The sequence below is a fragment of the Nocardiopsis flavescens genome (assembly GCF_900141985.1).
GTDB lineage: Bacteria > Actinomycetota > Actinomycetes > Streptosporangiales > Streptosporangiaceae > Nocardiopsis > Nocardiopsis flavescens.
The window spans coordinates 300,239-326,639 of record NZ_FQZK01000002.1; the positions used below are offsets into that span (position 1 = coordinate 300,239).

The following is a 26,401-nucleotide window of genomic DNA, read 5'->3' on the forward strand; positions in this document are numbered from 1 at the left end:
CTTAGGGAAGGGTGCGTTCGTACGTGCGGTGGTTCACTTGAGCAGACGGATGCTGACCGGGTAGCGGAACCACGCCCCCTTGTTGGCTCCGTTCGCTCCTAGGACGCCGAACACGATCGAAACGATCCAGATCAGGGCGATCAGGAGGGAACCGATCCACGACAGGCTCGGGAAGAAGATACCCAGCCCGATGAAGACCACCCCGGCGAAGATGTACGGGATCAGCAGGGTGATCTGGAAGTTCGCCGCCTCCGAGGCGTGGTGGCGCACGTACGGCGAGGTGTTCCGCTTGGCGAAGTAGATCGCCAGCGGGGGGATCCAGCCCAGGCAGGCGACGATGAAGCCGGACAGGTGGGCGAGCATCGCCACCAGGACGTCGTTGTCGCCGTTCCCAACCGGCGCGCCGGGCTGCGCGTACTGCTGCTGCGCCTGCGGCGGACCCTGTGGGACGCCGTACTGGGGCTGCTGGGGCTGTCCGTACTGCGGCTGCCCCTGCGGGGGCTGCTGGCCCTGCGGCTGGACGCCGTACGGCGCCTGCTGCGCCTGCTGGCCGTAGGGCGGGGCTCCGGGCGCCGGCGCGAAGCCGGGCTGGCCCTGGCCGTACTGGGGCTGCTGCGGCTGCACGGGGGGCTGCTCGCCGTACTGGGGCTGCTGGGGCTGTCCGTACTGCGGCTGCCCCTGCGGGGCGCCGTACTGCTGCTGTCCGTAGGCCTGGTGTGCTCCGGAGGGCGGTTGCGCCTGTCCGTAGGCGGGTTGCCCGTAGGACGGCTGGGCGCCGGAGGGCGGCTGCGCCTGTCCGTAGGCCTGCTGCTCGTAGCCCGGCTGCCCGCCCGACGGCGGCTGCGCCTGCTCGTGGCCCGGCTGTTCGCCGTACTGCTGCTGTCCGTGGGCGGGCTGTGCGCCGGAGGGCGGCTGCGCCTGTCCGTAGGCGGGCTGTCCGTAGGCCTGCTGGCCGCCGGAGGGCGGCTGCGCCTGTCCGTGGGCCTGCTGCTCGTAGCCCGGCTGGGCGCCGGACGGCTGTGCGTAGGCCTGCTCGTGGCCCGGCTGTTCGCCGTACTGCTGCTGTGCGTAGGCCTGTTGTGCGCCGGAGGGCGGCTGCGCCTGCCCGTACTCCGGGGAGTAGGGGGACGGGGCCTGCGGCTGCTGCTGCTCCCCGTACCGTGCCTGTTCGTGGCCCTGCTGCTCGCCGGACCGGTATCCCTGGTCCGGGTCTTCCGGGGACGGGGGGTTCGTCGGGGTCTCGCTCATGCTCTTCCTCGGCTCCGCTGATGAGGGGCGCTATCTCGTGTCCACCGGGCCGTACCGACGACCGGAGGCAGAAACCGGGCCTCGTGTCCGGTTCAAATCCTAGGCGCAGCGGGTCAGGGACCGTGCGGGCCGGTGACGAAGTCGATCAGTTCCTCCACCCGGCCCGACAGGGCCGGTTCCAGGTCAGCATAGGTACGCACCGACCCGAGGATCCGGCGCCACGCCTCGCCCGTGTCCATCCGCCAGTCCAGCGCCTCCAGCACGCCCTCCTTCCAGGGGACGCCCCGGGGGACCTCCGGCCAGGCGCGGATCCCCACGGCCGACGGGCGCACCGCCTGCCACACGTCCACGTACGGGTGCCCCGCCACCAGGACGTCGCCGCCCCGTACCCGCTCCGCGATCCGCGACTCCTTCGACCCCGGGACCAGGTGGTCCACCAGGACCCCCAGCCGGCGGCCCGGGCCGGGGGCGAACTCCGCCACGATCGCGGGCAGGTCGTCGACCCCCTCCAGGAACTCGACGGCCACCCCCTCCACGCGCAGGTCGTGCCCCCACACCTTCTCCACCAGCTCCGCGTCGTGGGCGCCCTCGACGTAGATCCGCCCCTCCCGGGCGGTGCGCGCCTTCAGGCCCCGCACCGCGACCGAGCCGGAGGCGCTGCGCAGCGGGCCCCGGGGAGCGGCGGACGGCCGCACCAGGGTCACCGGCTCGCCGTCCACCAGGAAGGCCCCCGGTTCCAGCGCGAACACCCGGCGGCGCCCGTGCCGGTCCTCCAGGGTCACCGTCGCCTTGTCCCAGCCGACCACCGCGCCGCAGAAGGCCTCGCCGGCGTCCTCCACCACGAGGTCGCGGTCGAGCGGGACCTCCCGGATCCTCCGCTCGGGGCGGTTGCGCGCCTGGGCCAGCACATCGCGGCCGTACCGGCCGGTTCCCTTGGTAGCCACGGTGGTGCAGTCTACAGACGGAGCCCCGTGCGCCGGGGAGGGCGAGGACCCGCGCGACATCCGCCCGGCCGGGGGAACGGGCGCGGTTTGCGCACGGGCATAGAATTGGCACTGACGACCGTGGAGTGCCAGGAGGTGGCGAGTTGCTGGATGAGCGCAAGCTCGCGGTCCTGCGTGCCGTGGTCGAGGACTTCGTCAACACCAACGAGCCCGTGGGGTCCAAGGCCCTGGCCGACCGCCACCGCCTCGGCGTCTCCCCGGCCACCATCCGCAACGACATGGTCGCGCTGGAGGAGGACGGCTACATAGCCCAGCCCCACACCAGCGCCGGCCGCGTGCCCACCGACAAGGGGTACCGGCTCTTCGTCGACCGGCTGTCCTCGGTCAAGCCGCTCTCGGCGGCCGAGCGCCGCGCCATCGAGTCGTTCCTCAGCGGCGCCGTGGACCTCGACGAGATCGTCGCCCGCACCGTACGGCTGCTCTCGCAGCTCACCCGGCAGGTGGCCATCGTCCAGTACCCGTCGCTGACACGCTCCTCGGTCCAGCACGTCGAGCTGGTGCCGCTGGCGGGCCAGCGGCTCATGCTGGTGGTCATCACCGACACCGGCCGGGTCGAGCAGCGCGTCATCGACGGCCTGGGCGCGATCGACGCCGACGCGGTGGCCGACCTGCGCGCCATGCTCAACCGCGCCACCGCCGGCCTGCACCTGGGCGCGGTGCCCGACGCGGTCGAGGACCTGCCCCAGCAGATCCCGCCGGAGAACCGCGCCATGGCGATCTCGGTCCTCTCCGTCCTGCTGGAGAGCCTCGTGGAGCGCCACGAGGAGAAGATCGTCCTCGCCGGCACGGCCAACCTCGCGGCCGTCGACTTCGCCGCCAGCCTGAGGGACGTGCTGGAGGCGCTGGAAGAGAACATGGTCCTCATCCGTTTGCTGGGTGAGGCGAAGGACCCGTCGATGCTCACGGTGCGCATCGGCGCGGAGAACTTCCACGAGGGACTGCGGTCCACCTCGATCGTGTCGGCCGACTACGGTGTGGGAAACCAGTCGCTCGCCAAGATCGGTGTCGTGGGCCCCACCCGGATGGACTACCCAGGGACGATGGGGGCGGTACGCGCCGTGGCTCGGTATGTCGGACAGATTTTGGCAGGACAGTAACCCAGTGGCCAGAGACTATTACCAGGTCCTCGGTGTGCGTCGTGACGCTTCCAAGGACGAGATCAAGAAGGCGTACCGCAGGCTCGCGCGCGAGCTGCACCCGGACATCAATCCGGACCCCGCCACCCAGGACCGCTTCAAGGAGGTGACCCAGGCCTACGAGGTCCTCTCCGACGAGAACAAGCGCCGGATGTTCGACATGGGCCAGGACCCCTTCGCCCCGGGCGGCGGCGGTGGTGGCGCGGGCGGCTTCGGCGGCGCGGCCGGATTCCCGTTCGACGACATCATGAACGCCTTCTTCGGCGGCGCCCAGGCGGGCGGTCGCGGGCCGCGCGAGCGGGTCCGGCGCGGGCGCAGCATCAAGATCCGCGTCGAGCTGGACCTCGCCGAGACCGCGTTCGGCGTGACCAAGGAGATCACCTTCCCCACCGCGATCCTGTGCGCCACCTGCCAGGGCGAGGGGACGGCCGCCGGCACCCACCGCACCACCTGTGAGATGTGCCACGGGCAGGGCGAGGTCTCCCAGGTCACCCGCTCCTTCCTCGGGCAGGTCATGACCTCCCGCCCCTGCCCCCAGTGCGGCGGCCAGGGCTCGGTCATCCCCGACCCCTGCCCCGACTGCGCGGGCGAGGGACGGGTACGCGAGAAGGTCACCCGCAGCGTCAAGATCCCCGCGGGCGTCGACGACGGCACCCGCATCCAGCTCGCGGGCGAGGGCGAGGTCGGCCCCAACGGCGGCCCGCGCGGCGACATCATCCTGGAGATCGTCCAGCGCGCGCACCCCACCTTCGAACGGCGCGGCGACGACCTGCACTGCACGGTCACCGTCCCCATGACGGCCGCCGCGCTGGGTGCCTCCTTCGCCTTCGAGACCCTCGACGGCACCGAGAACATCGACCTGCGCCCGGGCACCAACTCCGGCCACGTCATCACCCTGCCCGGCAAGGGCGTCACCCACCTCGACGGCGGCGGCCGGGGCGACCTGCGCATCCGCGTCGACGTGGAGACCCCGAGCAAGCTCGACGAGGAGCAGGAGGCGCTGCTGCGCAAGCTCGCCGAGCTGCGCGGGGAGGACCGCGCCCCCGGCCGGTTCAGCCCCGGCCACGGCGGGCTGTTCTCCAAGCTCCGCGACGCCTTCGGCGCGGGCAAGTGACACCGCCGGTCTTCCTGGCCGACACGGCCGACCTGGCGGCCGACACCGTCACCCTCGCCGGACCGGAGGGGCGCCACGCCGCGGCGGTGCGCCGCATCCGGCCCGGCGAGGCCGTCGACCTCTCCGACGGCCGCGGGCTGCGCCTGCGCTGCTCGGTCGTCGCCGCCGGAGCCGACCACATCGTCTGCCGGGTCCTGGAGCGGATCGAGGAACCCGCCCCGCGCCCCCGGCTGACCGTGGTCCAGGCCCTGGCCAAGGGCGACCGCGGGGAGGCCGCCGTGGAGATGATGACCGAGGCGGGGGTCGACGCCGTCGTCCCCTGGACGGCCGAGCGCAGCATCACCCGCTGGAAGGGCGACCGGGCGGCCAAGTCCCTGGCCAAGTGGCGGGCCACCGCCCGCGAGGCCGCCAAACAGGCGCGCCGGGCCCGGCTGCCCGAGATCGCCGAACCCGCCGACCGGGAGGCCGTCGCGGCCCTGCTGGCCGCCGCCGACCTCGGCGTCGTCCTGCACGAGGACGCCGCCCTGCGCCTCTCCGAGACCGAGGTGCCCGCCGGCGCCGACGGGGCGGGCGTGGTCCTGGTCGTGGGCCCCGAGGGCGGGTTCTCCGACGCCGAACTCGACGCCTTCGACGCCGCGGGCGCCGTCCGCGCCCTGCTGGGGGACAGCGTGCTGCGCACCTCCACCGCCGGGGTGGCGGCGCTGGCCGTCCTCCAAGCGCGCACCGGGCGCTGGTAGCGCCCGCCCGGCGCAGGAGGAGAAGAGAAGGACACCGGACACGACGGAGGGGCCGTCCCCGCGGGGACGGCCCCTCCGTCGTGCTCCACGCCCGCACGGCGCGCGGCCGCGCTGGATTCCCGGACCGGCCCTAGTCGGCGGTCGAGGACTGCTGATCGGTGCCGCCCTCGGTCCCGCCGGTGGAGCCGCCGCCGTTGCCGGTGTCGCCGCCGCCCCCGGTGCCGGGGTCGGTTCCGCCGCCGCCACCCGGTTCGGTGCCGGGGTCGGTGCCGCCGCCCGGCGAGGGCTCCTCGGACGGCTCGCACTCCTCGTCCGGTTCGCCGTCGTCCTTGTCGTCCTTGGACGCGACGCCCGCGGACGGCGAGGGCGTCGGGCACTCGGCGGTCACCGCGGGGCCGCCCGCGCCGCCCTCCTCCTCGTCCTCGACGGGCTCGCTCGGGTCGTCGGAGGGCTCCGGCGAGGGCCGCGGCTCGGGTATCCGGGGCGGGTGCTCGGGGGCCTCGTCCTCCAGGGAGGGCGCGGCCACGTCGCCGCCGTCCTGCCCCGGCGGGGTGCTCTGCCGGTCGGCGCCGGCGGGCACCATCTCCAGCACCTGCTCGCGGACCTGGGGCGTGGACATGACCACGGACGCCGCGATGAGCACGGCACCGGCCACGGCCAGCACCGGGCGCAGCCACGGGAGCCCGAACCAGGCGCCCACACCGCGGCCGGCGGTCCGGCCCCGGATGAGGTCGAGCGCCTCGGGTGAGGGCGCGACGGTGTCGGCCTCGGCCCGCAGCACCTGCCGCAGCCGTGCCTCGAAGTCGTCGTTCTCGGGATCTGTGGGGCTCGTCATGTCGTCTGCTCCAGGACAGAGCGGAGAGCGGAGATGCCACGGGAGGTGTGGCTCTTGACCGCACCCCGGCTGATCCCCATGGCGTCCGCGATCTGCGCCTCGGACAGGTCGCCGTAGTACCGGAGCACGATGGCCTCTCGCTGACGGGTGGGTAGCTTGCGCAGGGCGCGGATCACGGCCTCGCGTTCCAACAGGTTCAGTGCGCCGTGTTCGGCGCTGGGTGCGTCGGGCAGCGCCTTGGGGGCGTGCTTCTCCACGACGGCCCGGTGACGCAGCACGGACCGGGCCTTGTTCACCACCGCCTGGCGGAGGTAGGACAGGGCCTTGTTGGGGTCCCGCAGCCGCCGCCAGGCGCCGTGCATGGCCACGAACGAGTCCTGAACGACCTCTTCGGCGGTGGCGTGGTCGCGTACCAGCAGGGAGGCGAGGCGGACGAGCGGACGGTAGTGCTCCCGGTAGAGCTCCGTCACCGCATGGTCTGCATCCCACTCCACGGCGAGGGGCGCCGTGGTGGCTCCGGCCACCATGGTTTCTGTCGTCACATCCGTTCGACGCACACCCTTCTCGCGGGGTTTACGAAAGGGCATACCTCATCTTTTCCAGGTAGGAGCGCGATTCGGCCCGAACACGCCCGGACGCGGCCGAGAGTGGAGGTACTCGATCCGCCGACGCGCACGGGGGCACAGCGTATCGCGCTTCCGGCGGGGCACGACGGTGAACCGTTGCTTTCCGGGCGCAAGGGACGGGGCGGGCCGGGGCCCCGCCTGCGGCATCATGGTGGCGACCCGACGAGACGGAGGCCGCCGATGCCGACCCATGCCGACTGCCTGTTCTGCAAGATCGTGCGGGGGGAGGTGCCCGCCGACATCGTCCGCCAGGGGGAGCGGACCGTCGCGTTCCGCGACATCAACCCGCAGGCGCCCACCCACGTCCTGGTCATCCCCCGCGAGCACCACCCGGACGCCGGGGCCGCGGCCGAGGCCGACACGGGTCTGCTGGACGCCCTGGTCCGCGACGCCCGCGCGGTCGCCGAGGCCGAGGGCATCGCCGGGACCGGCTACCGGCTGGTGTTCAACACCGGCAGCGGCGCGGGGCAGACCGTGTTCCACCTCCACGCCCACCTCCTGGGCGGCCGCGGCCTCGAATGGCCGCCCGGATGACCCGGAAATAACCGATCGAGCGGGTGCGGGGCGCCTTGGTAGACTCCAGAACGTGGGCCGGAAGAGGCCGGAGGGGTCGTGCGGACCCCCCGCCGGGGCCCTGGCCGGCGCCGCGGCACAGGCGGTCCGGAACGTCACACTGAGGCGCACCGCCCGCCGACGGGCGCCCGACCCGAAGGGCAGGGACAGCGGCCGCAAGGCCACACCATGGCCGAGACAACGCACACGCATCCGCGACGGGACGCCCAGGTCAAGGTCGTGGTGCCCGACGAGCACACGATGATCAGCCTGCTCGGCTCGGGGGACGAGCTCCTCAGGGCCCTGGAGCGGGCGTTCGACAGCGACATCCACGTCCGCGGCAACGAGTTCACCATCAGCGGCTCCCCGGAGGAGACCACCGTCGTGGTCCGCCTGGTCGAAGAGCTCATCGAGCTGGCCAAGAGCGGCACCCACGTCACCCCCGACACCATCGACCGCATGGTGCACATGCTGCGCTCCCCGGGGGCCGAGCGCCCGGCGGACGTCCTCACCACCAACATCCTGTCCAACCGCGGCAAGACCATCCGGCCCAAGACGGTCAACCAGAAGCGCTACGTCGACACCATCGACCGGCACACGGTCGTCTTCGGGATCGGTCCGGCCGGTACCGGCAAGACGTACCTGGCCATGGCCAAGGCGGTCAAGGCGCTCCAGGACAAAGAGGTCAACCGCATCATCCTCACCCGGCCCGCGGTCGAGGCGGGGGAGCGGCTGGGCTTCCTGCCCGGAACCCTCTACGACAAGATCGACCCCTACCTGCGGCCGCTGTACGACGCGCTGCACGACATGCTGGACCCGGAGTCCATCCCCAAGCTGATGGCCGCCGGGACCATCGAGGTCGCCCCCCTGGCGTACATGAGGGGTAGGACTCTTAACGACTCCTTCATCATCCTGGACGAGGCGCAGAACACCTCGCCGGAGCAGATGAAGATGTTCCTGACACGGCTGGGGTTCGGGTCCAAGATCGTGGTCACCGGCGACGTCACCCAGGTGGACCTGCCCTCCGGGCAGGCGAGCGGGCTGCGCACCATCGAGTCGATCCTGCGTGATATCGACGACATCGCCTTCTGTCGGCTGAGCAGCGAGGACGTGGTCCGGCACAAGCTGGTGGGGAGGATCGTCGACGCCTACGGTCGCTACGACGCCGCCCGCCAGGACCGCTCCGGGGAGGGGCGCGAGGACCGCCGCGGCGGCCGTGGCCGGGGCCTGTCGCCCCGGCGCGAGGCCGCCGACACCCCGGACGGCGCCGGGAGCGGCAGCGCCCACCCGCGACAGCGGGCAGACTAGGGCGGGTACGGCGACGGAGCCGGTGGGTGCGCGGTGTGCGCGGGCCCGCCGCTTCCGCTGTCCGAGGGGTGCCGGTCCTGCGGCGCCCGACCGCAACGACCGAGTGAGGCATGCGCATCAGATGAGTATCGACGTCGCCAACGAGTCCGGCGTCAGCACCGTGGACGAGGAGCGGCTCTCCCGGCTGGCCCGGTTCGTCCTGGACGCCATGCGGGTCCACCCCCTGGCCGAGCTGTCCGTGGTCCTGGTCGACGAGGGCCCCATGGCCGACCTGCACGTCCGCTGGATGGACGAGCCCGGTCCCACGGACGTGCTCTCGTTCCCCATGGACGAGCTGCGTCCCGGCGGCCCCGGGCGCACGAGCGAGCCCGGCGTCCTCGGCGACGTGATCATCTGCCCGCAGGTGGCCGAGCGCCAGGCGGAGAAGGCCGGGCACCCCACCGAGGCCGAGATCGACCTGCTGTGCACCCACGGCATCCTGCACCTGCTCGGCTACGACCACGCCGAGCCGGACGAGCACAAGGAGATGTTCGGCCTCCAGGGCGAGATCCTCGCCGCCTGGCGCGAGGGTGAGTCGGCCCGGGCCGCCGAGGGGAACGAGACCGCCTGATGAGACCGTCGGTGTGGCCCGATGTCGCCGCCCTGACCACCGGCGACCCGGTCGAGTGGATCACCTCCTTCGCCGTCGCCCTGGTCCTGACCGCGGCGGCCGGCTTCCTGGTGGCCGCCGAGGTCGCCGTCACCCGCGTGGTGTCGGTGGGCCTGTCCGGCGAGGCCGAGGGCCGGGGCCGCGGCTGGGCGCGGGTGAGCGCCGACCCCACCCGCCACCTGAACGTGCTGCTGTTCCTGCGCGTGGTGTGCGAGGTGTGCGCGGTCATCGCCGCCGCCGTCGGCATGGTGTTCCTGCTGGGCCTGGGCTGGCCCGCCCTGGTCCTGACGGCCGTGGCGATGGTCGTGGTCGAGTCGGTGCTCATCTCCGTCACCCCGCGCATCCTGGGCCGCCAGTTCTCCGGCCGGCTGGCCCGCGCCTCCGCGGCGGTCGTCCACCCGGTCCAGGTCGTGGTGGGCCCGCTGGCGCAGCTGCTGGTCGGCGCCGGGCGGGCGCTCACCCCGCGGGCCAAGGGCGACCGGGAGGGCCCCTTCAGCACCGAGGTGGAGTTCCGCCAGCTGGTGGACCTGGCCGAGCAGGGGGAGGTCATCGACCCCGAGGAGCGCCAGATGATCCACTCGGTCTTCAAGCTCGACGACACGTCGGTGCGCGAGGTCATGGTGCCCCGCCCCGACATCGTGTTCACCGGCCGGGAGGCCGACGCCGACGCGGTGCTGACCCTGGCCCTGGCCAGCGGGTACTCGCGCATCCCCGTCACCGGGGAGGACGAGGACGACGTGGTCGGCATCGTCTACCTCAAGGACCTGGTGGACCGGCTGCGCGACCGCTGGGCCGCCGCCGCGGGCAACCCTGACGGCGAGGTCCCGCTGACGGCGGGCGACGTCATGCGCCCGGCGACCTACGTGCCCGACACCAAGCCCATCGACGAGCTGCTCCGCGAGATGCAGAAGCAGCGCAACCACGTCGCGGTGGCCATCGACGAGTACGGCGGCACCGCCGGCCTGGTGACCCTGGAGGACATCGTGGAGGAGATCGTCGGTGAGATCACCGACGAGTACGACCACGAGATCCCCCCGGTGCAGTGGCTGGACGAGGACCGGGTCCGGGTGACGGCGCGGCTGCCGCTGGGCGAGCTGGCCGAGCTGTTCCCCGACGAGGACCTGGACGTCGACGACGTCGAGACGGTGGGCGGGCTCGTCGCGTTCGTTCTGGGCCGGGTCCCCGCGGGCGGGGCCCAGGCGCAATACGCTGGGCTGCGGCTCACCCTGGAGGGGAAGAGCAGCCGCCGCAACCGCATGACGACCGTTCTCGTGGAACGCCTTCCCGCGGAGCGGGACGGGGGCGACGTGGACGGGAACGAGAACACAAGGAGCACGGAACAGTGAGCGACACGACCCTGGGCGCCGAGGACACCAAGCTCGTCACTCTCGCGCGCGCCTCGCGGGCCCGCAACTCCGCGGCCGAGGGCGCCGCGGTGCGCGACGAGACCGGCCGCACCTATGTGGCCACGACGGTGTCCCTGCCCTCGCTGAAGCTCAGCGCACTCCAGGCGGCCGTGGCCGCCGCGGTCTCCGGTGAGGCGACCGCGCTGGAGGCCGCGGTGGTGGTCACCGCGGCGCCCGAGCTCGACGGGACCGATCGCGCCGTGCTGGACGACCTCAAGACCGCGACGGTGGTGATCGCCGCCCCCGACGGGGTGCCGGCGAGCATCGTCCGCCGCTGAAGAAGGACATATGAACGACCTCGACCTGGAGAAGCTGCGGGTTCCGCTGCCGATGCCCTCCCACCCGGAGGGTTTCCGCAGCGGGTTCGCGTGCTTCGTCGGCCGCCCGAACGTGGGCAAGTCCACGCTGATGAACGCCCTGGTCGGCCAGAAGGTGGCGATCACCAGCAACCGGCCGCAGACGACGCGGCGCACGGTGCGCGGGATCGTGCACCGGCCCGACGCGCAGTTGATCATCGTGGACACGCCCGGACTGCACAAGCCGCGCACCCTGCTGGGGGAGCGGTTGGACTCGCTGGTGCGGTCCACGCTGGTCGAGGTGGACGTCATCGCGTTCTGCCTGCCCGCGAACGAGCCGATCGGGCGCGGTGACACCTACATCGCCAAGGAGCTGGCGGAGCAGACGAACACCCCGGTGGTCGCGCTGGTGACCAAGACGGACCTGGCCGACAAGGGGCAGGTGGGCGAGCAGCTGATGGCGGTGAACGCGCTGGGGGACTGGGCGGACATCGTCCCGGTGTCGGCGCAGGCCTCCTACCAGCTGGACACCGTCACCGACGTGCTGTGCTCGCACCTGCCGAAGGGGCCGCCGCTGTACCCGGACGGCGACCTCACGGACGAGCCGGACGAGATGCTGGTGGCGGAGCTGATCCGGGAGGCGTCACTGGAGGGGGTGCGCGACGAGCTGCCGCACTCGATCGCGGTGGTCGTCGACGAGATGGGGGAGCGGGAGAACACCAGGCCCGGCAAGGAGCTGGTGGACATCTACGCCTCGCTGTACGTGGAGCGGCCCAGCCAGAAGGCGATCGTGATCGGCACCAAGGGCGCGCGCCTGCGCGACGTGGGGTCGCGGGCCCGCAAGCAGATCGAGGGGCTGCTGGGGCAGCGGGTGTTCCTGGACCTGCGGGTGCGGGTGGCCAAGGACTGGCAGCGCGATCCCAAGCAGCTGCGCAAGCTGGGCTTCGACCAGCAGACGTAGCGGAGGGTGTGCGGGGCCCCGGAGCGGATGCTCCGGGGCCCTCGTGCGTGCGGGGGCGGTGCGCGGGTTCAGTCGCGCTGGTTCTGGTTGTTGAGGTCGCCGGCGAGGGTGGCCGCGCACCGCTGGACGATGGGAGCGGCGCGGTTGACGAAGTCCCAGCTCACGCGGGCCTCGGGGCCGGAGATCGACACGGCCATGCCGGAGGGGGCGCCGGTGACGGGGACGGCGACGCAGCGCACGCCGATCTCCTGTTCGCCGTCGTCGATGGCGTAGCCGTTGTGGCGGATGGTGTGCAGTTCGGCGAGGAACCGCTCCGTGTCGGTGATGGTGCGGTTGGTGGCGGCGGGCATTCCGGTGCGGCGGACGGTGGCCAGGGCCTCGTCGTCGCCGAGCTGGGAGAGCAGGGCCTTGCCGACGCCGGAGGAGTGGGGCAGGACGCGGCGGCCGACCTCGGTGAACATGCGCATGGCGTGCGGAGAGGGCACCTGGGCGACGTAGATGGCCTTGTCGCCGTCGAGCATGGCGAGGTTGGCGGTCTCGCCGAGCTCCTCCACGAGCTGGGCCAGGTGGGGGCGGGCCCAGGTGCCGAGCATCCTGGCGGCCTTGTCCCCCAGGCCGATGAGGCGGGGGCCCAGGGCGTAGCGGCGGGAGGGGAGCTGGCGTACGTATCCGTTGCCGACGAGGGTGCGGATGATGCGGTGGATGGTGGGCAGGGGCAGCCCGGAGGCGTCGGCGAGCTGGCTGAGGGAGGCCTCCCCTCCGGCGTCGGCCATGATCTCCAGCAGCGCGAACGCGCGGTCGAGCGACTGCACGCCCCCGGTGCGCCGGACCGTGTCGTCGGGGCGGGCCAGGTCCGCGCCGGGTGTCTGTGAGGCTGCCAAGGATCGTGCTCCCCTGTCGTGGGCCGCTGCGGTCACCCTCCTTATTTTGCAATACGAAAGAGGTTTTTCGCTCTTGCTTTCCGGGAGAACTCCCGGGGCCGGTGTTCCGGGTCACGTGGGGCCCTTGTTCTTCCGGATAGCAGAAGTTAGTATCCGCATAAAGGAATTCGTGTGTGTTGCACGGACGACCACGGAGGAGGACATCGGACGTGGCCCACGACAGCCCCCGGGATCTTGCGGACCTGGTCACCGGACTCGACGACCGGCTCGCCGACGCCGACGCCCGCCTGGGCCGGGAGTACCCCGGCGCGCGCGGGGAGCGCCAGCCGGTGCACAGCGTGTACGTGCCCGCCGACCGGGTCGGCCCCGGCCTGGCCGCCGACTGGGGGGCGCGGGCGCTGGCCGCCCTCGACGAGTACGCCCCCGACCCCGCCGACCTGGCCCGCGTCACCGGCCTGGACGGGGCGGCCGTCGCCGACGCCCTGCCCCGGGTGCGCGCCAAACTCGCCGCCGAGCCGGTCGAGGACCTGCGCGCCGACTTCGAGGACGGCTACGGGACCCCCGGGGACGAGGCCGAGGACGCCCACGCCCGCGCCGTCGCCGGGGCGTTCGCCGCCGACCTGGCCGCGGGGACGGCCACCCCGTACTTCGGCATCCGGATGAAGGGGATGGAGGCCGCCGGGCGCCACCGCGGCGTGCGCACCCTCGACCTCTTCCTGCGCACCCTCCTGGAGGCCCACGGGTCCCTGCCCGCAGGGCTCGTGCTCACCCTGCCCAAGATCACCTCCGTGGAGCAGGTGGAGGCGATGGCCTGGCTGGCCGGGAGGCTGGAGGGGCGGTACGGCCTGGAGGAGGGGCGGCTGCGCTTCGAGCTCCAGATCGAGACGCCGCAGTCGGTCGTGCTCGCAGACGGCACCGTCGCGATCCCCCGGATGATCGCCGCGGGGCAGGGGCGGGTCACCGCCCTGCACTACGGCACCTACGACTACAGCGCCGCCTGCGGGATCACCGCCGCCCACCAGACCCTGGCCCACCCTGCGGCCGACCACGCCAAGTCCGTCATGCAGGTGGCCGCGGCCGGGACCGGGGTGTGGCTCTCCGACGGCGGCAGCAACATCCTGCCGGTGGGCTCCGCCGACGAGGTCCGCGCCGCCTGGCGGCTGCACGCCGGGCTGGTCCGGCGCTCGCTGGAGCGCGGCTTCTACCAGGGCTGGGACCTGCACCCCCTCCAGCTGCCGATGCGCCACCTGGCCGGATTCGTGTTCTACCGTGAGGCGTTCGCGCCGGCCGCGGCGCGGCTGCGCGCCTACCTGGGGTCGGTGGAGGGCGGCGGTGTCGCGGACGAGCCGGCCACCGCCCAGGCGCTCGCCGCGGTCCTGGCCCAGGGGCTGCGCTGCGGCGCCCTGGACGAGGAGGAGGTCGCCGGTGCGGCCGGCACCGGGGCCGACGCCCTCCTGGCCCTGGCCGCACGTCGGGTGGGGTGACCGGTGCGGACCGCGGGCGCCCGCCCGCGGTCGACGGTGCGGCGCCCGGTCCCCGTCCGGGGTCCGGGCGCCGCCGTGGAGGGGGGTGCCCCCGTGAGAGGAAGGCAGGAGATGGACCGTCTCGACCTGGTCGTGCGCGCCGAGCGCGCGCTCACCCCCGAGGGGGAGCGGCCGGTGACCGTCGGCGTGCGCGAGGGCGCGGTGGTCGAGGTCCTGGACGGCGCGGACGCGCCCCTGGCGGGGGAGCGCGAGCTGCGCGCCGCCGCCGACGAGGTGCTGCTGCCCGGACTGGTGGACAGCCACGTGCACGTCAACGAGCCCGGCCGCACCGAGTGGGAGGGCTTCGCCTCCGCCACCCGGGCCGCGGCCCTGGGCGGGGTGACCACGCTGGTCGACATGCCCCTCAACAGCGTGCCGCCCACGACCACCGTCGCCGGGCTCGACGCCAAGCGGGCGGCGGCCGAGGGGGTGCTCGCCGTCGACGTGGGCTTCTGGGGCGGCGCGGTACCCGAGAACAGCGGCCCCGGCGCCACCGGCGCGCTGGCGCGGCTGTGGGAGCGCGGGGTGTTCGGGTTCAAGGCGTTCCTGTCGCCCTCGGGGGTCGAGGAGTTCGGGCACCTGTCCGCCGCGGAGCTGGAGACCGCGGCCGAGGCGATCGCCGCGTTCGACGGGCTGCTCATCGTGCACGCCGAGGACCCCGACGTGCTGGCGGCGGCACCGGCCGCCGCCGGGCGCGACTACGCGTCGTTCCTGGCCTCGCGGCCCGACGACGCCGAGACCCGGGCGATCGCCCGGGTGATCGCGGCCGCGCGGCGCACCGGGGTGCGGGCGCACGTCCTGCACCTGTCCAGCGCCGCCGCGCTGCCGCTCATCGCGCGGGCGCGGGAGGAGGGGGTGCGCCTGACGGTGGAGACCTGTCCGCACTACCTCACCCTGGCCGCCGAGGCCGTCCCGGCCGGTGCCACCGGCTACAAGTGCTGCCCGCCGATCCGCGGGGAGGGCAACCGCGACCTGCTGTGGCGGGCGCTGCGCGAGGGCCTGGTCGACTGCGTCGTCAGCGACCACTCGCCGAGCACCCCCGACCTCAAGGACCTGGACACCGGCGACTTCGGCACCGCGTGGGGCGGGATCTCCGGGCTCCAGGTGGGGCTGGCTGCGGTGTGGACCGAGGCGCGGCGGCGCGGGGTCCCGCTGGCCGAGGTCGTGGAGTGGATGTCGGCCGCCCCCGCCCGGGTGGCCGGGGTGTCGGGCAAGGGCGCCGTCGCGGTCGGGGCCGACGCCGACCTGGTGCTGTTCGCCCCGGACGAGGAGGTGCGCGTGGACGCGCGGGAGCTGGCCCACCGCAACCCGGTCAGCGCCTACGACGGGGCGGTGCTCACCGGGAGGGTCCGGCGCACCCTGCTGCGCGGGGCTGAGGTCGTGGAGGGCTCCGCGGCGGGCCGGATGGTCGAGCGCCGCTGAGGCGCCGGCGGGGGGCGGGGCGCCCGTGCCCCGCCCCCCGTCCCCGGTGGGGGCCGCCCCCGCCCGCCGCTCCGCGGCGCCGGGCGGGAGCCCCCGGCCCCGGGTCAGCCGCGGGCCCGCGACCACCGCTGCTCCAGCGTGGCGGTCCCGGCCGCGGTCAGCGACCCGTACACGTGCAGGCGGGCGAGGCCGCCGTCGGGGTAGACGTCGGTGCGCACGTGCGTGGCGGTGACCGGTGCCGGGAGCACGAACCGGTGGATGCCGTCCGGCTCCAGCCGGGTGCGGCCCAGGATCTCCGACCACGCCTCGGGGTCGGGCCCCTGCGCGTCGCGGACCAGCACCCTCACCCAGCCGGCGGAGTTGCCCTTGAGGTAGGAGGTGTCCAGCACCAGGGCGCGCACCTCGCCCTGGGCGGCCAGCCGGAAGCGCACCCAGTCGTGCCCGGTGTCGCGGCGGCGCCGGTTCTCCCAGCCGTCGTCCATCTTCTGGGAGCGGCCCGGGGCGATGATGTTGCCGGGCGGGGAGTAGAAGCGGTCCGAGGCGTCCTCGACCGCGCCGCCGTTGAGCAGCGCGGCCAGGTCGAAGGAGCCCAGGGCGGCCAGCCACGCCGGGTCGGCGACGGGCTCGCCGTACACGCGCAGGCGGGCGATGCCGCCGTCGGGGAACTGCCGCACGCGCAGGTGGGTCCAGCGGCGGCCGTCGGCGACCTCGAACCCGTTGGCGGCGTGCCCGTACACGGGGGTGCGCGCCACGAGCGGGGTCCACTCGGCGGCGAGCAGCTCCCCGGTGGCGGGGGAGCCCTCCAGGTGGGTGCCCTCCACGGCCACCTCGGTGGGGTGGTTGCCGCGGAAGTGCGCGGTGTCCACGACCAGGGCGCGGACCGTGCCGGGCAGGGCGAGCCGGACCAGGGCCCAGTCGTGGTCGTCGGCCGCCGGGTGGGGGTCCAGGGCGGACGGGCCGCGCCGGCGCCGGGTCTCCCAGCCGTCCATGACCTTGCCCTTGTGCCCGAAGGCGTGCGGGTCGAACACGGCCGGGCCGGGCAGCAGCATGTTCTCGCGGTGGGCGAAGAACTCGTCGTTGGCGGCGACCACGGCGCCCCCGAGCCTGCGGTCCGCGAGGTCCACCAGGCCGTCGAGGTCGAGGTCGGCGGGCCGGTAGTCGGCGTAGGGGTCGCCGCCGGAGTAGGGGCGGGCGTTGTAGGCGCGCGGATCGAAGCCGGGGGTGGTGCTCATGGTCCTCCTGCCGTGCGGGGGTGATGCGGACACCTTCAGACTGGCAGCAGGAAACGGTCATATCCAGCGAAACTTTTAGATCATCATGTTCAGTCGAACTGAACGTTCGCGGTGGCCAGGGCGGCAGCCCGGTCCACCAGGGCGCGCAGCGCCACCGCGATCTGCGGCCGCTCCCGCGACCCGGCGCGCACCGCCCACACCACGTGGCGGCGGGGACGGTCCTCGTGCAGCACCCGCAGCGCCACCCCGGGCGCGTCGCCGGCGGCCGCCAGCCGGGGCACCAGCGCCACCCCCAGGCCGGCGGCGACCATGTCGAGGATGGCCCGCCAGTCCGAGGCCACGTGCGCCTGCTCGGGCGCGAATCCCGCCTGGGCGCAGGCCGCCACGGTGATGTCCCGCCAGGGGCCGTCCGCGCCGTAGATCCACGGCTCCCCGGCCAGGTCGCGCAGGCGCAGCGCCGGCGCCCCGGCCAGCCGGTGGCGGGCGGGCAGGGCCGCGTCCATGGGGTCGGTGAGGAGCCCGGCGCGCTCGAAGCGGTCGTCCCGGCCGGTGGGGGCCTGGGCGGCCAGGGACAGGCCGACGTCGATCTCCCCGGCGGCCAGCAGCTCGTACACCTCCGCCGCCTCGGCCTGGTGCACCCGCACGTTCAGCCCCGGATGGGCCTCGCGCACCGCGCTCAGCGCGGGCACCACCAGGCCCGGGACGGCCGTGGCGAAGGCGCCCACCCGCACCGTCCCGGCGCCGCCCCGGGCGAACCCGTCCAGCTCCGCCTCGGCCCTCTCCAGCTGGGCCAGCACGATGTCGGTGTGGCGCAGCAGCACCCGGGCGGCGTCGGTCAGCCGCACCCGGCGCCCGTGCGGCTCCAGCAGCTCCACCCCCACCTGGCGGGACAGGGCGGACAGCTGCTGGGAGACGGCGGAGGGGGTCGTGCACAGGGCCTCGGCGGTGGCGCGCACCGTCCCGACCCGGTCGAGGGTGCGCAGAACGCGCAGTTTGCGCAGGTCCCAGTCGGTCATGGTCCCAGACATACCATTCGGATCCGGTGAACAGAAGTGAGGGACGGGTGCGCCCGAGACGGCGCACCCGCCCCTGCGGGCGAGCGGGTCAGGGCCGGCCGGGGTCCCCCTCGCGGTGGGCGGCCCCCTCCGGGTCGGCGGGCCCGGTCGGACCGGGCTCCCGGGCGCTGCTCTCCGCCGGGGCGCGGCGGCCCCCGCCGCCCACGACGTTGAAGCAGATGTTCAGCAGGATCGCCGTCACCGCGGCGCCGATGATGCCGGAGTGGGCGATCATCTCCACGGACTCGGGCAGGAACGAGTAGAACGTCGGGTAGGCCAGCGGGATGACCGCCACCCCGAAGGCGGCGGCCACCAGCACCAGGTCGAGGTTGCGGGTGAAGTCCACCTTGGCCAGCGTCTTGACGCCGCTGGCGGCCACGCTGCCGAACAGCACCAGCCCGGCCCCGCCCAGCACCGGCGTGGGCAGGGCGGCCATCACCCCGCCCAGGACCGGGAACAGGCCCAGCAGGATGAGGATGCCCGCGCCCACCGCCACCACGTAGCGGCTGCGGATGCCGGTCAGCGCCAGCAGGCCGATGTTCTGGGCGAAGGAGCTGGTGGGGGTGGAGTTGAGGATCGGGCCGATGATCGACCCGCTGACGTCGGCCCGCAGGCCCGCCGAGATGCGCCGGGCGTCCACCTTCGACCCGGTGATCTCACCGACGGCGATGATGTGCGAGGCGCCCTCGGTGAGCACCACCAGCATGATCACGCACATGGTGATGATCGCCGCGGGCTCGAAGCGCGGGGGCCCGAAGTAGAACAGCGAGGTCGGGTCGAACACGATGTCGACCTCGCCGATCCGGCTGAAGTCGGCCATGCCCAGCGGCAGCGCCACCAGGGTGCCCACCACCATCCCGAGCAGGATGGACAGCCGGCCCCAGATGCCGGGCAGCACCCGGGACCCCAGGAGGATGACGGCGAGCGTGACCCCCGCCAGGGCCAGGTTGGCCACGGGGGCGGCGGGGACGGCGGTGCCGTCCACGCCGGTGTGGACGGCACCGTCCATGATCCACCGGGCGGCCACCGGCATGAGGCTGATCCCGATGACGGTGATGATCGTGCCGGTGACGATCGGCGGGAAGAAGCGGATGAGCTGTCCGAAGAACGGGGTCAGGCACAGGGCGAACACCCCGGCCGCCAGGGAGGCGCCGAAGGCCACGGGCAGGTTCTCGCCGTTCTGGCCCGCGGCCAGGGCGGTCACGGCGCTGACGGGGACGAAGGAGGCGGCGACCACGATCGGCATCTGGGCGCCGATCCTGCGGTGGCCGACGGTCTGCAGGAGGGTGGCGATCCCCGCCACCAGCAGCGCGCCGCTGACGAGTATCCCCATGGAGGCGGGGTCGTTCGCGAGTCCGGCGGCGGCGCCGATGACGAGGGCCGGCGCGACCGCGCCGGCGTACATCGTGAGGATGTGCTGCATGCCGTAGACGAGGAGCAGCCGCAGCGGCAGCCTCTCGTCCTCGGGACGGGGGCGGGGGGCGGCGTTCGTTGTGGCCGAGTCCTTCGCGGACGGACTGTTCGACATGGCCAGTTTCCAGCCTTCGTTCAGGTGACCACACGGGGGGTGGTCGGTCTCCCGGGCGCGTGCGCCCGGCGGATCGCGCCGTCCGCGGCCCGTTCGCGGGCACGGCGGAGGCGGGCGGCCCGCGTCGCGGCGGGCAGGCGAGGGGACACCTCGGACCGGGGGAGGGGGCCGGGGCCCGGCCGCACGTCGGGCCCCGGGGTCGGGGAGGAGGGCCTCAGAGGAAGGCGGGGACGGACTTCCACGCGTCGCCCGGCTCGGGGGCGTCGTCGCGTTCGACGACCGCCTCGATCCTGCCGTAGGGGCGGTCGGCGGCGAAGAACACCTCGTTGGGGTTGTCCAGCCCGAAGGGCGACAGGTCCACGAGGAAGTGGTGCTTGTTGGGCATCGAGAAGCGGATCTCGGCGACCTCGGGGTGCGCCTCCAGGACGGCGGTGCCCATCTGGAAGAGGGTCTGCTGGAGGGCGAGGCTGTGCGTGTTCGCGAAGGCCTCCAGGCACAGCGCGCGGATGGACGCGTAGGCCTTGTCGAAGTCGTGGGAGGTGCCGGCGTAGCGCCAGCGCGCGGTGACGTCGGTGGCCAGGATGCGGTCCGTGGTCTCCTGGAGCGTGGTGTAGCGGGTCTTGGGGTACCCGTGGAACTCCGAGCCGGTGGACTTCAGGACGGTCAGGCCGGTGAAGCCGGACACGACCCACTCGCGCCCGCCCTCCTTGGTGACGACGGTGGTGCGGGTCTCGGCGCCGCTGCGCACGAAGGAGTGGTCGTGGGGGCCCTCGGAGGTGGCGATGCGGTCCCAGGAGTACTCCTCGATCTCCTGGCGGGCACCGCTCACGTAGTCGTGCTCGTCCACGAAGTGGCGGGCCAGGCGCAGCGCGAAGTCCTCGACGGCGCCGACGCCGCCCCACTCGCGGGCCTTGGCGTAGACCGTGTTCTTCTGGGTGTCGGTCGGCAGGCAGGTGCCGTTGTCGCCGACGGTGTGGACCTCTTCCAGGTCGCCGCGCAGCTGGGAGGTGACGTTGACGTCCTTGATGCGGTGGACGTCGGTCCGGCGGTCGATGTGGACGAGGCGGACCTCCGCCTTGCCGTACTGGTTGTCTCCGAGTCTGATGCCCATCAGGGTGAACTCCATCCGTGTGGATAAGTCTTCGTCGCGTGTGAACGCCGTGCGTACGAGGGAGGACCGCTGTGGTCATGCGGAAGGACCTATCACGCACCCTGAATCCGAGATCCTGCGTGGTGCCGTCTCCTGGGGCATGTCCTTTCTGTTGCGCTCCGGTACCGGTCGCCGGGGGCGTGCCCGGCGAGCCCGGCTAGGAGCCCCGGTAGGTCGAGTAGGCGAACGGGCTGAGCAGGAGCGGCACGTGGTAGTGCGCGTCCTCCTCGGCGAGGTCGAACACGATGGACACCTCGGGGTAGAAGCCCCGCTGGCCGGTGGAACCGAAGTAGGAGGCGGTGTCGAAGGTGATCCGGTGGTGTCCGGCGGCGAGCCGCTCGGGCCCCAGGTCGCCGATCCGGCCGTCGCCGTCGGTCGTGCCCTCGGCCACGGTCCGCCAGGCGGTGCGGCCGGCGTCCGCCGCGGCCTCCAGCCGGACGGGCACCCCGGCGGCGGGGCGGCCGAGCGCGGCGTCCAGGACGTGCGTGGTGACGTGGCTCATGCGGTGGCCTCCAGGAGTTTGACCAGGCGCAGGGCGGCGATCCCGCGCAGTTCCCGGCCGACGGCGGCCAGTTCGGCGCCGCGGTCGTTGGCGAGCCGTCCGACGAGGTCGGCCAGCAGGTCGGCGGGGCCGCGGCCGCTGGCGCAGACCAGGTAGATCTGGCCGAACCGCTCCTCGTACTCCCGCTGGGCGTACCGGAAGATCCGCTGGACGCGGACCGCGGCGTCGTCGGTCCCGGAGGCGAAGGCGGACTGCTCGCCGCGCGACCAGGCCGCCTCGGTGTCGGCCCCCGCCGCCTTCTCCCCGATGCGCGGGTGCCGGGCCAGCGCGGAGGCGGTCTCGTCGGCGGTGATGAGGCGGGCGTGGGCGTCGGCCGTGTCCAGGAGCGCGGAGCGGTCGGCGTAGGGGGCGGCGGCCGCGACGGCCCGCACCCAGCGTTCGATGTCCAGGCACTGCGCCAGCTCGGTGCGCAGTTCTTCCTCCGACAGGGCGTTGAGCCGTTCCAGGCCCTGGTCGGGCCGGGTGTCCGGCTCCGCCGAGGTGCTCTCGGGCATGGGGTCTCCCGTGACCCGGCCGGGGCCGGGCTTTCGTAGTGCAGACATGCGATTCCGTATTACGGATTGGACGGACTCTAGTTGATCCCGGTGTGACCTTGTCAACACTCGCGCGGACCTTTCGGTGGAAAACGTGCCTCTCTCTCACGTACCCACGGAAAACCCCGGGCGTGCCGTGAAGTGCGGGACCCGGGTGGCCGCCGGGGCGGACGGGGTCGCGCCGCCGCGGCGCGGGGCCGCGGTATCGGGGCGTGCGGAAAAGGGGGTGTTGACAACCCGGGCGGCCGGGCTCACACTCGGATCATTCCTCAAAGTGAAAAGCTAATTCCGCATAGCGGAAATCAAGCCGGAGGCAGTGCATGAGCCACACCCTCGGGTACACGGTGAACTGCTCCATGCTCTTCACCGAGCTGCCCCTCACCGAGCGGCCCCGGGCCGCCCGCGACGCCGGGTTCGACGCCGTCGAGTTCTGGTGGCCGTTCGAGGGCGCCACCCCGCCCCCCGCGCAGGTCGACGCCTTCGTCGACGCCGTCGCCGCCGCGGGCGTACGCCTGACCGGCCTCAACTTCTTCGCCGGTGCGCTGCCCGGGCCCGACCGGGGCGTGCTGTCCCAGCCCGCCCGGGCCGCCGAGTTCCGCGCCAACCTCGACGTCGTCACCGCGATCGCCGAGCGCACCGGCACCACCGGGTTCAACGCCCTCTACGGCCTGCGCCAGGCCGGGACGGACCCCGCCGAGCAGGACCGTGTGGCCCTGGAGAACACCGTCGCCGCCGCGGCGGCGGTCGCCCGGGTCGGCGGCACCGTCCTCGTCGAGCCGATCAGCGGCGCCGCGGACTACCCGCTCAAGACCGCCCGCCAGGGACTCGACTTCGTGGCGCGGGCCCGGGAGGCGGGCGCGGCCAACGTCGCCCTGCTCGCCGACCTGTACCACCTGGCCGTCAACGGCGACGACGTCGCCGCCGTCGTCCGCGACCACGCCGCGGAGTTCGGCCACGTCCAGATCGCCGACGCCCCCGGCCGCGGCGAGCCGGGCACCGGGGAACTCCCCCTCGACGACCTCCTCACCGCCGCGCAGAAGGGCGGATACCAGGGGCTGGTGGGCCTGGAGTACAAGCCCACCGTCCCCACCGCGCAGAGCTTCGGCCGCCTGCGCTGAACCCCCGGCCACAGCCACGAACAGGAAGGGGCACCCCGTGTCCATCCGCAAGGTCGCCTTCATCGGACTCGGCATCATGGGCCTGCCCATGGCCGTCAACCTCGTCCGCGCCGGGTACACCGTCACCGGCCACAACCTGACCCCCGACCGCGTCGACGCCCTCGTCTCCGAGGGCGGGCTGCGCGGCGGCGGGGTCGCCGGGGCGGTCGCCGACGCCGACGCCGTCATCACGATGGTCCCCGACTCCCCGGACGTCGAGGCGCTCCTGCTCGGCGGGGACGGCGTGTTCGAGCACGCCAAGCCCGGGACCCTCGTCATCGACATGAGCACCATCCGCCCCGACACCTCCCGCGCCGTGGCCGCCGCCGGGGCCGAGCGCGGCTTCCGGGTCCTGGACGCGCCGGTCAGCGGCGGCGAGGCCGGGGCCGTCGAGGCGAAGCTGTCCATCATGGTCGGCGGCGCCCGCGAGGACTTCGACGCGGCCCGCCCGCTCTTCGACGTCCTGGGCACCACCCCGGTCCTGGTCGGCCCCAGCGGAGCCGGGCAGACCGTCAAGGCCGCCAACCAGCTCATCGTGGCCGGCAACATCCAGCTCCTGGCCGAGGCCCTGGTCTTCCTGGAGGCCCACGGCGTGGACACCGAGGCCGGGCTGGAGGTCCTGGGCGGCGGGCTCGCCGGCAGCACCGTGCTCCAGCGCAAGGGCCGCGCCATGCGCGAGCGCGACTTCACCCCCGGCTTCCGGATCGCCCTGCACGACAAGGACATGCGCATCGTCACCGACTCCGCGCACGCCGCCGGGGTCGCCATCCCGCTGGGCGCCCAGGTCGCCCAGTACGTCGCCGCCCTCAAGCGGCAGGGCCACGACGGGCTCGACCACTCCGCCCTGCTCAAGATCGTCGAGCAGCTCTCCGGCCGGTAGCCGGTCCCCGACATCCGGGTCGCCCCGGTGTCCGCGCGTGTGGCCGCACCGCGTGACCCGCCGGGGACGGCCCCCGGTACCCACCCCTAGCACTGAAGGAACAGCCATGGCACAGATGCCCGTGATGAACGCGGTCGTCGAGGTCTTGAAGGACGAGGGCGTCGACACCGCCTTCGGCTGCCCCGGCGCCGCCATCCTGCCCCTCTACAAGGCGCTGGAGGACGTCGGCGGGATCGAGCACCTCGTCGTCCGCCACGAGGAGGGCGCCACCCACATGGCCGACGGCTGGTCGCGCACCACCGGCCGGGTCGGCGTCGCGATCGGCACCTCCGGCCCCGCCGGGACCAACATGATCACCGGCCTGTACACCGCGATCGCCGACTCCATCCCCATCGTCTGCATCACCGGCCAGCAGCGCACCGACCTGCTGGACAAGGAGGGCTTCCAGGCCGTCGACATCGTCGAGATCGCCAAGCCCGTCACCAAGTGGGCGGTGCAGGTCAAGGAGGCGGCGACCGCCCCGTGGATCTTCCGCGAGGCGTTCCGGATCGCCCGCGAGGGGCGGCCCGGTCCGGTCCTCATCGACATCCCCGTGGACATCGCCCAGCAGGTCATCGAGTACGACCCGGCCCTGGACGCCCCGCTCAAGGTGAACACCGTCGAGCCCCACATGCCCCGGGTCGAGCGGGCCCTGGACCTGCTGCTGGCCGCCGAGCGCCCCCTGCTGCTGGCCGGCGGCGGCGTCATCCTCGCCGAGGCCTCCGACGACCTGCGCGCACTCGCCGAGTACCTGCGCGTCCCGGTCCAGGTCACCCTCATGGGCAAGGGCTCCTTCGACGAGGACTCCCCGCTGTACGCGGGCATGACCGGCGTGCAGACCTCCCAGCGCTACGGCAACGCCTCGTTCCTGGAGTCCGACCTGGTCCTGGCGGTGGGCGCCCGCTTCGCCGACCGGCACACCGGCCGGATCGACGTCTACCGGGGCGAGCGCACGTTCATCCACGTCGACATCGAGGCCACCCAGATCGGCCGGGTCTTCGAGCCCGACCTGGGCGTGGTCTCCGACGCCCGCCTCTTCCTGCGCGAACTGCTGGCCGCGGCGAAGAGGCGCGGCGCCCGGGCCGCCGTCCAGGCCTGGGTGGACCGGGTCGGCGAGCTCAAGGCCACCCTGACCCGGCGCGAGGACTTCGACAGCGTCCCGGTCAAGGCGCCGCGCGTCTACAAGGAGATCAACGAGGTCTTCGACGAGGACACCTACTTCGTCACCGCCATCGGCCTCTACCAGATCTGGGGCGGCCAGCACCAGAAGGCGTACAAGCCGCGCCGCTACCAGATCTGCGGCCAGGCGGGCCCGCTGGGCTGGGAGATCCCCGCGGCCATCGGCGTCAAGAAGGCGCTGAAGGCGACCGAGCCGGACGCCGAGGTCGTCGGGATCGTCGGCGACTACGGGTTCCAGTACATGGTCGAGGAGCTGGCCGTCGCCGCCCAGTACAACGTCCCGTACGTGATCATCATGCTCAACAACGAGTACCTGGGCCTGATCCGCCAGGCGTCCATCCCCTTCGACATGAACTACCAGGTGGACATCCACTACGACGAGTACGGCACGGACAACGTCAAGATCATGGAGGCGTACGGCTGCTCGGGCCGCCGGGTCCTGGAGCCGGGCGAGGTCCGCGACGCCCTGGAGTGGGCCCGCAAGGAGGCCAGGTCGACCTCCCGGCCGGTGCTCGTGGAGATCATGATCGAGCGCGAGGCCAACACCCCGCACGGCCCGGCGATCGACGCGGTCAAGGAGTTCGAGCCGGTCCCCGGCGCCTGACCCGGCCCGCCCGCGCGGCGGCGGCCCCTTCCCCCGGCCACGGGGGAGGGGCCGCCGCGTCCCCGGCGCCCGGCCGCCCGGCCCCGGGCCGGGTGCCCCGGAGCCGTGCGCCCGGGCGCACGCGTCTCCGAGAGCACCGGAAGCAGAATGCTATACTTGTATAGCAACCAGGGAGGTGGCGCATGCTGGCACTCAGGCTTCCGGCGGAGATCGAGGAAAGACTCGAAGCGCTGGCCAAGGAGACCGGTCGGTCCAAGAGCTTCTACGCCCGCGAGGCGATCGTCGCTCATCTGGACGAACTCGAAGAGGTCTACCTGGCGGAGCGCCGTCTGGAAGACCTCCGGGCGGGCCGCAGCGGCTCCGTTCCCCTCTCGGAAGTGATGGCGGAGCATGACCTGGAGGGTTGAACTCCACGATGACGCTCAACGCGAGCTGCGCAAACTCGATCCCCAGGCTGTACGGCGCATCCTTCGGTTCCTCGGTGAGCGGATCGAGGGGTCCTCGGACCCGCGCGAACTCGGTGAGGCGCTGAAGGGCAACCGACTCGGCGACCTGTGGCGCTACCGCGTAGGGGATTACCGCATCATCGCCGATGTCCGGGACGACGTGGTCGTCGTTCTGGTGCTGCACGTGAAGCACCGGCGTGAGGTCTACCGGGGCTGAGGCCCCGGGGCCGTGCGCCCGGGCGCACGCGCACGCGGACGGGCCCGCGGGGCCGTCCGCGCACAGGCGCCGACGACCCCGGGCGATCACGGGAAAACCCGGACACGGGCGGTGGCCGGGG

The 26,401-nt window shown here is 73.3% G+C and carries 28 protein-coding genes; 17 read left to right on the plus strand and 11 right to left on the minus strand.

Annotation, left to right across the window (positions count from 1 at the left end):
• Positions 1–33: 33 nt before the first annotated feature.
• Positions 34–363, minus strand: a complete 330-nt coding sequence (locus tag BUE45_RS05625) for a DUF4870 domain-containing protein (RefSeq protein ID WP_073376449.1) — start codon at positions 361–363, stop codon at positions 34–36.
• On the opposite strand from BUE45_RS05625, the gene BUE45_RS33755 reads away from it, so the two are divergent.
• Positions 352–1,269, plus strand: coding sequence for a hypothetical protein (locus BUE45_RS33755; protein WP_143173275.1), 918 nt, complete (start codon positions 352–354; stop codon positions 1,267–1,269). The genes BUE45_RS05625 and BUE45_RS33755 overlap by 12 nt on opposite strands.
• A 92-nt stretch (positions 1,270–1,361) precedes the next feature.
• Here BUE45_RS33755 and BUE45_RS05630 read toward each other — a convergent pair whose 3' ends face one another.
• A complete protein-coding gene (locus tag BUE45_RS05630) occupies positions 1,362–2,192 on the minus strand; it encodes a DUF3097 domain-containing protein (protein ID WP_073376013.1) in 831 nt (276 codons plus the stop codon).
• 143 nt (positions 2,193–2,335) lie between these two features.
• Here BUE45_RS05630 and hrcA point away from each other — a divergent pair, with 143 nt between their 5' ends.
• From hrcA to BUE45_RS05645, 3 genes are read left to right on the plus strand one after another with little or no spacing between them, the layout of a single operon-like run.
• Positions 2,336–3,349, plus strand: a complete 1,014-nt coding sequence (gene hrcA, locus BUE45_RS05635; RefSeq protein ID WP_073376015.1) for a heat-inducible transcriptional repressor HrcA — start codon at positions 2,336–2,338, stop codon at positions 3,347–3,349.
• Positions 3,350–3,353: 4 nt separating this feature from the next.
• On the plus strand, positions 3,354–4,502 hold the full coding sequence (dnaJ, locus tag BUE45_RS05640) for a molecular chaperone DnaJ (RefSeq protein ID WP_073376017.1): 1,149 nt from the start codon (positions 3,354–3,356) through the stop codon (positions 4,500–4,502).
• Complete coding sequence (locus BUE45_RS05645) at positions 4,499–5,239, plus strand: 16S rRNA (uracil(1498)-N(3))-methyltransferase (protein WP_073376019.1); 741 nt, start codon at positions 4,499–4,501, stop codon at positions 5,237–5,239. The genes dnaJ and BUE45_RS05645 overlap by 4 nt, the downstream gene beginning before the upstream one ends.
• Positions 5,240–5,369: 130 nt before the next feature.
• On the opposite strand, the gene BUE45_RS05650 is transcribed toward BUE45_RS05645, so the two are convergent.
• Together BUE45_RS05650 and BUE45_RS05655 are read right to left on the minus strand one after the other, a co-directional pair.
• On the minus strand, positions 5,370–6,074 hold the full coding sequence (locus tag BUE45_RS05650; RefSeq protein ID WP_073376021.1) for a hypothetical protein: 705 nt from the start codon (positions 6,072–6,074) through the stop codon (positions 5,370–5,372).
• On the minus strand, positions 6,071–6,601 hold the full coding sequence (locus tag BUE45_RS05655; protein ID WP_073376023.1) for a SigE family RNA polymerase sigma factor: 531 nt from the start codon (positions 6,599–6,601) through the stop codon (positions 6,071–6,073). The genes BUE45_RS05650 and BUE45_RS05655 overlap by 4 nt, the downstream gene beginning before the upstream one ends.
• 279 nt (positions 6,602–6,880) lie before the next feature.
• Between BUE45_RS05655 and BUE45_RS05660 the strand changes: the two genes are divergently transcribed.
• The 6 genes from BUE45_RS05660 to era all read left to right on the plus strand — a co-directional run bounded on the left by BUE45_RS05660 (position 6,881) and on the right by era (position 11,872).
• Positions 6,881–7,234 carry a histidine triad nucleotide-binding protein gene (locus tag BUE45_RS05660; protein WP_073376027.1) on the plus strand — a complete coding sequence of 118 codons (354 nt, stop codon included), beginning with the start codon at positions 6,881–6,883 and terminating at the stop codon, positions 7,232–7,234.
• A 207-nt stretch (positions 7,235–7,441) separates the two neighbouring features.
• Positions 7,442–8,560, plus strand: a complete 1,119-nt coding sequence (locus BUE45_RS05665) for a PhoH family protein (protein WP_073376029.1) — start codon at positions 7,442–7,444, stop codon at positions 8,558–8,560.
• A gap of 121 nt (positions 8,561–8,681) precedes the next feature.
• The gene (gene ybeY, locus BUE45_RS05670) at positions 8,682–9,170 is read left to right on the plus strand and encodes an rRNA maturation RNase YbeY (RefSeq protein WP_073376032.1); all 489 of its coding nucleotides are present in this window, start codon (positions 8,682–8,684) and stop codon (positions 9,168–9,170) included.
• Complete coding sequence (locus BUE45_RS05675) at positions 9,170–10,555, plus strand: hemolysin family protein (RefSeq protein WP_073376035.1); 1,386 nt, start codon at positions 9,170–9,172, stop codon at positions 10,553–10,555. The genes ybeY and BUE45_RS05675 overlap by 1 nt, the downstream gene beginning before the upstream one ends.
• Entirely contained in the window at positions 10,552–10,893 is a 342-nt protein-coding gene (locus BUE45_RS05680) for a cytidine deaminase (protein ID WP_073376037.1), read from the plus strand. The genes BUE45_RS05675 and BUE45_RS05680 overlap by 4 nt, the downstream gene beginning before the upstream one ends.
• Before the next feature lie 10 nt (positions 10,894–10,903).
• A complete protein-coding gene (gene era, locus BUE45_RS05685; RefSeq protein WP_073376040.1) occupies positions 10,904–11,872 on the plus strand; it encodes a GTPase Era in 969 nt (322 codons plus the stop codon).
• 68 nt (positions 11,873–11,940) lie between these two features.
• Here the strand turns inward: era and BUE45_RS05690 are convergent, their stop codons facing one another.
• Positions 11,941–12,684: an IclR family transcriptional regulator gene (locus tag BUE45_RS05690; RefSeq protein ID WP_073376451.1), complete on the minus strand. Its 744-nt coding sequence runs from the start codon at positions 12,682–12,684 to the stop codon at positions 11,941–11,943.
• Positions 12,685–12,962: 278 nt separating this feature from the next.
• On the opposite strand from BUE45_RS05690, the gene BUE45_RS05695 reads away from it, so the two are divergent.
• Together BUE45_RS05695 and allB are read left to right on the plus strand one after the other, a co-directional pair.
• Complete coding sequence (locus BUE45_RS05695) at positions 12,963–14,237, plus strand: DUF6986 family protein (RefSeq protein WP_073376043.1); 1,275 nt, start codon at positions 12,963–12,965, stop codon at positions 14,235–14,237.
• A 111-nt stretch (positions 14,238–14,348) separates the two neighbouring features.
• Positions 14,349–15,698 carry an allantoinase AllB gene (gene allB / locus BUE45_RS05700; RefSeq protein WP_073376045.1) on the plus strand — a complete coding sequence of 450 codons (1,350 nt, stop codon included), beginning with the start codon at positions 14,349–14,351 and terminating at the stop codon, positions 15,696–15,698.
• A 104-nt stretch (positions 15,699–15,802) separates the two neighbouring features.
• On the opposite strand, the gene alc is transcribed toward allB, so the two are convergent.
• The 6 genes from alc to BUE45_RS05730 all read right to left on the minus strand — a co-directional run bounded on the left by alc (position 15,803) and on the right by BUE45_RS05730 (position 21,719).
• The gene (alc, locus tag BUE45_RS05705) at positions 15,803–16,930 is read right to left on the minus strand and encodes an allantoicase (protein WP_073376048.1); all 1,128 of its coding nucleotides are present in this window, start codon (positions 16,928–16,930) and stop codon (positions 15,803–15,805) included.
• Positions 16,931–17,019: 89 nt separating this feature from the next.
• The gene (locus tag BUE45_RS05710) at positions 17,020–17,946 is read right to left on the minus strand and encodes a LysR family transcriptional regulator (protein ID WP_073376050.1); all 927 of its coding nucleotides are present in this window, start codon (positions 17,944–17,946) and stop codon (positions 17,020–17,022) included.
• Between the two features lie 88 nt (positions 17,947–18,034).
• Positions 18,035–19,513, minus strand: a complete 1,479-nt coding sequence (locus tag BUE45_RS05715; RefSeq protein ID WP_073376054.1) for a nucleobase:cation symporter-2 family protein — start codon at positions 19,511–19,513, stop codon at positions 18,035–18,037.
• Between the two features lie 214 nt (positions 19,514–19,727).
• The gene (gene pucL / locus BUE45_RS05720; protein ID WP_073376453.1) at positions 19,728–20,624 is read right to left on the minus strand and encodes a factor-independent urate hydroxylase; all 897 of its coding nucleotides are present in this window, start codon (positions 20,622–20,624) and stop codon (positions 19,728–19,730) included.
• A gap of 196 nt (positions 20,625–20,820) precedes the next feature.
• Positions 20,821–21,165: a hydroxyisourate hydrolase gene (gene uraH, locus BUE45_RS05725; RefSeq protein WP_073376057.1), complete on the minus strand. Its 345-nt coding sequence runs from the start codon at positions 21,163–21,165 to the stop codon at positions 20,821–20,823.
• Entirely contained in the window at positions 21,162–21,719 is a 558-nt protein-coding gene (locus BUE45_RS05730) for a 2-oxo-4-hydroxy-4-carboxy-5-ureidoimidazoline decarboxylase (RefSeq protein WP_073376059.1), read from the minus strand. The genes uraH and BUE45_RS05730 overlap by 4 nt, the downstream gene beginning before the upstream one ends.
• A gap of 359 nt (positions 21,720–22,078) precedes the next feature.
• Between BUE45_RS05730 and BUE45_RS05735 the strand changes: the two genes are divergently transcribed.
• The 5 genes from BUE45_RS05735 to BUE45_RS05755 all read left to right on the plus strand — a co-directional run bounded on the left by BUE45_RS05735 (position 22,079) and on the right by BUE45_RS05755 (position 26,280).
• The gene (locus tag BUE45_RS05735) at positions 22,079–22,876 is read left to right on the plus strand and encodes a hydroxypyruvate isomerase family protein (protein ID WP_073376062.1); all 798 of its coding nucleotides are present in this window, start codon (positions 22,079–22,081) and stop codon (positions 22,874–22,876) included.
• Positions 22,877–22,913: 37 nt separating this feature from the next.
• Positions 22,914–23,795 (plus strand): 2-hydroxy-3-oxopropionate reductase, encoded by an 882-nt coding sequence (locus BUE45_RS05740; RefSeq protein WP_073376064.1) that lies wholly within the window; start codon positions 22,914–22,916, stop codon positions 23,793–23,795.
• A gap of 106 nt (positions 23,796–23,901) precedes the next feature.
• On the plus strand, positions 23,902–25,617 hold the full coding sequence (gene gcl / locus BUE45_RS05745) for a glyoxylate carboligase (RefSeq protein WP_073376067.1): 1,716 nt from the start codon (positions 23,902–23,904) through the stop codon (positions 25,615–25,617).
• A 182-nt stretch (positions 25,618–25,799) separates the two neighbouring features.
• Positions 25,800–26,024, plus strand: coding sequence for a type II toxin-antitoxin system RelB family antitoxin (gene relB, locus BUE45_RS05750; protein WP_073376069.1), 225 nt, complete (start codon positions 25,800–25,802; stop codon positions 26,022–26,024).
• Positions 26,008–26,280 carry a type II toxin-antitoxin system RelE family toxin gene (locus tag BUE45_RS05755; RefSeq protein WP_073376072.1) on the plus strand — a complete coding sequence of 91 codons (273 nt, stop codon included), beginning with the start codon at positions 26,008–26,010 and terminating at the stop codon, positions 26,278–26,280. Before relB ends, BUE45_RS05755 begins: the two co-directional genes overlap by 17 nt.
• Positions 26,281–26,401 lie beyond the last annotated feature (121 nt).

Coding starts and splice junctions, on each gene's coding strand:
- BUE45_RS05650 (WP_073376021.1), bottom strand. CDS start 6,074: ATGACGAGCCCCACAGATCCCGAGAACGACGACTTCGAGGCACGGCTG.
- BUE45_RS05625 (WP_073376449.1), bottom strand. CDS start 363: ATGCTCGCCCACCTGTCCGGCTTCATCGTCGCCTGCCTGGGCTGGATC.
- relB (WP_073376069.1), top strand. CDS start 25,800: ATGCTGGCACTCAGGCTTCCGGCGGAGATCGAGGAAAGACTCGAAGCG.
- uraH (WP_073376057.1), bottom strand. CDS start 21,165: ATGAGCCACGTCACCACGCACGTCCTGGACGCCGCGCTCGGCCGCCCC.
- gcl (WP_073376067.1), top strand. CDS start 23,902: ATGGCACAGATGCCCGTGATGAACGCGGTCGTCGAGGTCTTGAAGGAC.
- BUE45_RS05665 (WP_073376029.1), top strand. CDS start 7,442: ATGGCCGAGACAACGCACACGCATCCGCGACGGGACGCCCAGGTCAAG.
- BUE45_RS05675 (WP_073376035.1), top strand. CDS start 9,170: ATGAGACCGTCGGTGTGGCCCGATGTCGCCGCCCTGACCACCGGCGAC.
- pucL (WP_073376453.1), bottom strand. CDS start 20,624: ATGGGCATCAGACTCGGAGACAACCAGTACGGCAAGGCGGAGGTCCGC.
- BUE45_RS05660 (WP_073376027.1), top strand. CDS start 6,881: ATGCCGACCCATGCCGACTGCCTGTTCTGCAAGATCGTGCGGGGGGAG.
- BUE45_RS05755 (WP_073376072.1), top strand. CDS start 26,008: ATGACCTGGAGGGTTGAACTCCACGATGACGCTCAACGCGAGCTGCGC.
- BUE45_RS05730 (WP_073376059.1), bottom strand. CDS start 21,719: ATGCCCGAGAGCACCTCGGCGGAGCCGGACACCCGGCCCGACCAGGGC.
- BUE45_RS05655 (WP_073376023.1), bottom strand. CDS start 6,601: ATGGTGGCCGGAGCCACCACGGCGCCCCTCGCCGTGGAGTGGGATGCA.
- BUE45_RS05710 (WP_073376050.1), bottom strand. CDS start 17,946: ATGACCGACTGGGACCTGCGCAAACTGCGCGTTCTGCGCACCCTCGAC.
- BUE45_RS05715 (WP_073376054.1), bottom strand. CDS start 19,513: ATGTCGAACAGTCCGTCCGCGAAGGACTCGGCCACAACGAACGCCGCC.
- era (WP_073376040.1), top strand. CDS start 10,904: ATGAACGACCTCGACCTGGAGAAGCTGCGGGTTCCGCTGCCGATGCCC.
- BUE45_RS05735 (WP_073376062.1), top strand. CDS start 22,079: ATGAGCCACACCCTCGGGTACACGGTGAACTGCTCCATGCTCTTCACC.
- alc (WP_073376048.1), bottom strand. CDS start 16,930: ATGAGCACCACCCCCGGCTTCGATCCGCGCGCCTACAACGCCCGCCCC.
- ybeY (WP_073376032.1), top strand. CDS start 8,682: ATGAGTATCGACGTCGCCAACGAGTCCGGCGTCAGCACCGTGGACGAG.
- allB (WP_073376045.1), top strand. CDS start 14,349: ATGGACCGTCTCGACCTGGTCGTGCGCGCCGAGCGCGCGCTCACCCCC.